Origin of the sequence: Methanobrevibacter sp. (assembly GCF_017431965.1) — an archaeon.
In the GTDB taxonomy this organism is placed as follows: Archaea; Methanobacteriota; Methanobacteria; order Methanobacteriales; family Methanobacteriaceae; genus Methanocatella.
Genome location: NZ_JAFRKB010000034.1, coordinates 1 through 6135, shown reverse-complemented (window position 1 = coordinate 6135; position 6135 = coordinate 1). Strand labels below are relative to the sequence as shown.

At 32.2% G+C, this 6135-nt stretch carries 7 protein-coding genes; 6 read left to right on the top strand and 1 reads right to left on the bottom strand.

Going from position 1 to position 6135, the window contains the following annotated elements; genetic code table 11:
- The first annotated feature begins 127 nt into the window (after positions 1-127).
- Positions 128-892 carry an EFR1 family ferrodoxin gene (locus IJI93_RS04775; RefSeq protein WP_292815653.1) on the top strand — a complete coding sequence of 255 codons (765 nt, stop codon included), beginning with the start codon at positions 128-130 and terminating at the stop codon, positions 890-892.
- Between the two features lie 65 nt (positions 893-957).
- Here IJI93_RS04775 and IJI93_RS04770 read toward each other — a convergent pair whose 3' ends face one another.
- Positions 958-1557 carry a flavodoxin family protein gene (locus IJI93_RS04770; protein ID WP_292815651.1) on the bottom strand — a complete coding sequence of 200 codons (600 nt, stop codon included), beginning with the start codon at positions 1555-1557 and terminating at the stop codon, positions 958-960.
- 103 nt (positions 1558-1660) lie between these two features.
- Here IJI93_RS04770 and IJI93_RS04765 point away from each other — a divergent pair, with 103 nt between their 5' ends.
- The 5 genes from IJI93_RS04765 to IJI93_RS04745 all read left to right on the top strand — a co-directional run bounded on the left by IJI93_RS04765 (position 1661) and on the right by IJI93_RS04745 (position 5701).
- Positions 1661-2101 carry a MarR family winged helix-turn-helix transcriptional regulator gene (locus IJI93_RS04765; protein WP_292815648.1) on the top strand — a complete coding sequence of 147 codons (441 nt, stop codon included), beginning with the start codon at positions 1661-1663 and terminating at the stop codon, positions 2099-2101.
- A 3-nt stretch (positions 2102-2104) separates the two neighbouring features.
- Positions 2105-2956 (top strand): SDR family oxidoreductase, encoded by an 852-nt coding sequence (locus IJI93_RS04760; protein ID WP_292815645.1) that lies wholly within the window; start codon positions 2105-2107, stop codon positions 2954-2956.
- Positions 2957-2968: 12 nt separating this feature from the next.
- On the top strand, positions 2969-3826 hold the full coding sequence (locus tag IJI93_RS04755; protein ID WP_292815641.1) for an aldo/keto reductase: 858 nt from the start codon (positions 2969-2971) through the stop codon (positions 3824-3826).
- 190 nt (positions 3827-4016) lie between these two features.
- Entirely contained in the window at positions 4017-4394 is a 378-nt protein-coding gene (locus tag IJI93_RS04750) for a HEPN domain-containing protein (protein WP_292815638.1), read from the top strand.
- 110 nt (positions 4395-4504) lie between these two features.
- Positions 4505-5701 carry an ATP-binding protein gene (locus tag IJI93_RS04745; protein ID WP_292815635.1) on the top strand — a complete coding sequence of 399 codons (1197 nt, stop codon included), beginning with the start codon at positions 4505-4507 and terminating at the stop codon, positions 5699-5701.
- Positions 5702-6135: the final 434 nt, after the last annotated feature.

Below are 6135 nucleotides of genomic sequence, written 5' to 3'. Positions count from 1 at the left end.
TATCTGTCAACACACACTCCATTAGGTCCTGAAAACCTTGAAAACAAATATATTATAGATTTAGATAACCAACCGGAAAGTATTTATCCCGAATAAATGCTTTCTTTAAATTCTTTTTTGATTAAAAATGAAAATATTGTACTACACTTCTACCGGAAACAATCTGTATATATCCAAGCAATTGGGAGGAGAACTGTTAAGCATTCCACAATTGATGAAAGATAAGATATTTGAAATTAACGATGATTCAGTAGGGATTGTCTTTCCTGTGTTTTTTGCAACATCTCCTAAAACATTAAGGGAATTTGTTGAAAAAGTCAATATCCATGCAGATTACATATTCCTCATATGTTCCTATGGAAGTGATGGTGATTACAATGCATTGAAAATCATGAAAAAAACTTTCAGTAAAAGAGGAATTGACGTAAACTATACCAATTCTGTCCTTATGGTTGATAATTTTCTGCCTGTATTTGATATGGCTCATGAAATGGAAATCAAAAACGATTCAGATATAGATAAGCAAATAGAAATAATTAAAAATGATATTTTATCAAAAAAAGAGTTCAACTATTCAAAAAAGCACTTTACAAATATTCCATTCATTGAGAAGATATTGGAATCTACAATGACTTCGAAATACCATATCGTTGTTGATGAAGGATGCAGCAGTTGCGGGATATGCACTAAAGTCTGTCCAAGGGGAAATATTGAATTGGTTGATAGTAAGCCTAATTTTGGTGATACTTGTGATTTTTGTTTAGGATGTGTGCACCATTGTAAAACCCATACATTAAGTTTAAATGATGAGGCAAATCCTGATGTGAGGTATATAAATCATAATGTCAAACTTTCTGAGATTATAAAAAGCAATAATATTTATTCTTTTTAGTAATTTTTTCTATTTTCATTAATTCTATCGCTGCTTTTATAATCTATTTGTTTGTTTCAATCTGATTATTCGGGAAGTGGAACTCCTTCTTCAATGCTTAGCTGCTTTATCTTTAAAAACCATGCCATGTTTCTTGCAAGGTTGTGCATTGTCAATAATCCCTCACGGTCCTGCAGTGCTTCTTCTGCCTTTGTTCCGTATATCACGTTCCAGTATGTTGAGCTTATTATCGGCATTTCCGCCCATGTGAAGAATCTGTTTATGGTGTCAATGGCTGTCATTGTCCCTGCCCTTCTCGCACTTGCAACAGCAGCTGCAGGCTTCAATCGGAATATTCTTTTTCCTCCGAAAAATGATGAGAAGAAAACTCTTGTCATGAAGTTTGTCAGTGTGGGATTGACAGTTCCGTAATACACTGGTCCGCCGAATATGTATCCGTCATATTCTTCGGCCATTTCAACAAAACTGTTGACTTCATCATCATATAAGCATTTTCCAAGTTCACTGCATTTTCTGCAGTCTATGCATCCTCTGATGTCCTTATGACCTATCCTGTATATGTCTGCATAGATACCTTCATTTTTTAATGTTTCTCTGATTTGATTTAATGCAACATATGTACATCCTTCTCTGTTTGGGCTTCCATTCACTAATAGTACTTTCATGTTATCAAATTCCTTTAATAATAATTATGATTAATTGTTATTTATAGTTAATTGTTAACTATGGTTAAGTATTTATAGTATGTTATATAAAACTAATTTTTAGATGATTATGATTTACAGTGACAATCCGCAAAAGATATTCTTTTACCATTATGTTGAAGAAATCATTTCAAATTACGGATCATTTTTCAACAGCGTCCTAAAGGACAATGACATGACCATCAAGGAACTGTCAGTTCTTTTAAGAATAAGGTTTGATGACATAACGACCCAGCATGATCTGGTAGATGTATTCAATGTAAGCGGAGCATACATTGCAAAACTGCTTAAAAAATTCGAAGGCAACGAATACATCAAAAGAGAGGAGGACCCAAAAAACAGACGAAAAAAAATAGTCAAATTAACAGAAAAAGGAATTGAAAAGACAGATGAACTTATCAAAGTCATCGGTGACTGGGAAAATGAAGTAACATCTGATTTAACGGATGATGAAATTATTATACTAAAAAACATTCTATTTAAAATCATAAACAAGGAGGATTAAATTATGGAATTTGATTTAAACACAAACAAGGAAGTGATTGCACTTTTAGGTGCTGGAAGCATGGGAACAGCAATAGTCAAAAGGATAGGTGCAGGCAAACTTATCTTTTTGGGAGACATCAGTGAAGATAATCTTGAAATTAGGGCTAAAGAGTTAAGATATGAAGGATACATTGTAGAAACACAGATTGTAGATGCAATGGATAAAAGTTCTGTTGAAGCATTTGCAAAGAAAGCTTCAGAGCTCGGAACCCTTAAGTATTTTATAAACACTGCCGGTGCATCACCTAATCAGGCAAGCCCAGAACATATAATAAACCTTGATTTGGTTGCAACATCCGAAACCATAGATGTGTTTGCAGACTACATCGCAGAAGGGGGCTCAGGTCTTATCATATCAAGCCAGACAGGATACATGATGAATATTCCTCCGGAAGTTGAAAATGAAATAGCTATGGCACCTACAAGTGAACTTAAAGACATTGACTTTATCAAAAATGATGCAATGGTCAATTCAGGTGTTGCATACATTGTCGCCAAAAGGGCAAATCATTTGAGGGTGAGAACAGCAGCCGCAACAACCTGGGGAGATAAAAGGGCAAGAATCAACACAATCAGTCCTGGAATCATTGTAACTCCACTGGCCTATGATGAGTTTGAGGCTGCCGGTGAAGGATATCAGGAAATGATAAACTCATCTCCTGCAAGAAGGGTCGGAACTCCTGAGGAAATTGCAAGGGCAGCAGAGTTTCTACTAAGCGACCAAGCATCATTCATAACAGGAATCGATTTGCTCATTGACGGAGGAGTTATAGCTGCAATAAACAGCGGAAGATATTCTCTTCACGTTGAATAAGGAGATGATAATATGAAATTTTTCAAATTAAATGACGGTAATGAGATACCTTCAATAGGTTTTGGAACATTTCTGATTCCTGCTGATGGAAGCACATACAATGCGGTTTCAAAAGCACTGGAATTCGGAGTAAGACATATCGACACAGCTGCAGCATACTTCAACGAAGAGGAAGTGGGCTGTGCTGTTCGGGACAGTGAAATCGATCGTGAAGATATTTGGATAACTTCAAAAATGTGGCTTCAGGATTACAAATATGAAGATGCCAAAAAGGCAATTGATATCTCTTTAAAAAAGCTTCAGACTGATTATATGGATTTGTATCTCTTGCATCAGCCTTACGGTGCAGTCGATGAGGCATGGAGAGTATTGGAGGAAGCTAAAGAAGAAGGCAAAATCAAATCAATAGGTGTGAGCAACATGACTCCGAAACTATGGAACAGGTTCGTTCCGGAATTTGATACTGTGCCTTCAGTAAATCAGGTGGAGTTCAACCCATACTTCCAGCAAAAGGAAATCCGTGAAATAATGGCCAAGGATGATGTTAAACTGGAATCTTGGGGTCCTCTAGGTCAGGGAAGCCATGACCTTTTAACCAATCCAGTAATTGTTGATATTGCAGATAAATACGGTAAAAATGCAGGGCAGGTCATTTTAAGATTTGAAAACCAGGAAGGAATAATCGTATTTCCAAAATCCACAAAGGACGAACGCATAAAATCCAACATGGACATATTCGACTTTAAGCTGACCGATGTTGAAATGGATAAAATCAGGGCACTTGATACTGGCAAGGGAAGCCATGACCCTGATGCCGAAGGTGTGGGTGAAATGCTGCTTTCAGCATTTGATGTACATGCAAACGATTAAACACTAAAATTCATATAACCATCACCTCATTTTCCCAAATTCTAATGCCAATAACTTTTTTTGATAAAAATTAGATTCTCTGAAATTGCAATCCATTCAAGAAGTTCTAAAAACTTAAAGAATTTATGTATGTGAATCTAATTTTAAATTAAATAGCTATTTATTACTAGCTATTTTTATAGGCGATAATATGATAATTGGTGCATGGATTAGTAAATCTGTAAGACACATGGAGATCTGCGAGCTCTATTTTAATATGGAAGATTATCCATTTATAATCAATTCATGTTTTTTGGCGATGTACTCTGTTATCAAAGCATTATTTGTATTAAAAAACATAGAATGCAAAACTCTTGAGGGTTTGATATATATGCTTAAAATAAATTATGTTGATGAAGACCTGTTTGATAAGAAATTGTTTAAATTTTTCTGCAAGACTAAAGAATTAAATTCAGAATTTTTACAAATAAACTGGAGCATTTTTGATGAAAACATTGCCTTTGAAACATTCAATAAGACCAAATTTTTAATTGTGTATTCAAAAAAATCTGTTAAACGAATTGCCTAAAATTGAAATGGAATAATTTCTCTAATTCCAAAAATTTAATATATAACTAAAACTTTTTTAATTTTCATAAAAGTTAAACTTATATATTAAATTATTCAATAAATAATATCATGGTAAAAAGGGATTTGTATTTAAATCAAATTGTTCCGTTAATTGATAATGAATTAATTAAAGTAATAACTGGAATTAGAAGATGCGGTAAGTCCTATATGTTGGGATTAATTAAGAAAGAGTTAATTAATCGTGGAATTGATGAAAATAATATAATTTTAATTAATTTTGAATCAGCAAAATATCGAAATGTTGGCAATGCCCGTGAACTTGATTTATTAATAAAAAGCCTAGTAGAAAATATTGAAGGTAAAGTCTATTTATTTTTTGATGAAATACAGAATGTTGATGGGTGGGAAAAATCAATTAATGCTTGCAGAGTAGACTGGGACTGTGATATTTACATAACCGGTTCAAATTCAAAATTATTGTCGGGGGAACTGGCAACTCACTTGACTGGCAGATATTTTGAAATAAAAATGTATCCGTTTTCATACAAGGAATTCCTTGATTACAAACAGCAATCCTCATCTGATGAATTATTCAATGAATATGTGGAATATGGTGGATTTCCACAGCTATTCAGTTTAAATAATGAAGATAAACTCAAATATTTGCATGATTTGTTCAATTCAATATTATACAATGATTTAATATCAAGATATCAAATAAGGGATGTAAATATATTGGAACGTTTAATCATTTTTTTAATGGATAATATAGGTAAAACATTTTCGGCTAAAAGCATCTCTGATTATTTAAAAGAGGAAGAAAATGTTAATATTGCTCCAAAAACAATTTACAATTATATTAATTATTTTACTAATTCTCTTTTATTAAAAAAAGTTCAAAGAGAAGATATCGAAGGAAAAGAGATTTTAAAGATTCATGAAAAGTATTATGTTACTGACCATGGATTCAACCAGGTGTTCAATGGCAGAAATTTAAAAAACATCTCAAGAACAATTGAAAACATTGTATACGTTGAACTTTTAAGAAAAGGTTATGATGTGACAATTGGAAAAATAGGCGATTTTGAAATAGACTTTATAGCTAAAAAGCATAAACAAAAAGTTTACATTCAGGTAACTTATTCTTTGGCTTCTGAAGAAACATTTAATCGGGAATTTCGACCATTATTAAAAGTTAAGGATAATTATCCAAAATACGTGATTTCAACAGATAAATTTGATTTATCACAAGATGGTATTATTCATCAAAATCTGATTGATTTTTTAGTAAGTGGTTTAAAATAACCTGAAGTAATGTCCATAGAAATTTTTGAGAAGCTTTAGAGTTGGGTAAATATTCAATTATTCTTGTAGTTACTATTTGTAAATAAAATTTTAAAAATATAATTACTTCTAGACTAAATTATTTTATCACATAATTTTGGAAAAATGGTAACTATACAATTTTTCACTGATTTCCTTTTTGTAAGTATACAAATTTTAGAATTGAGGACAATATTGATGTTTTTTTAAATTAATTAAATAGCTATTTATATATAATTTAAAAATGAAAATAGTATTAACTAATAATTGAGGTTATTTTATGAAAGGGCATGCGAAAGTTGTCATACTTATGTTCTCTCTACACTACTTTTTTTAGAAATCATGATAATTAAATATTTTCATCTATACTGGGTGAAACTGGGATGGTGGAAATACAAATCCTGAACATCTACTAT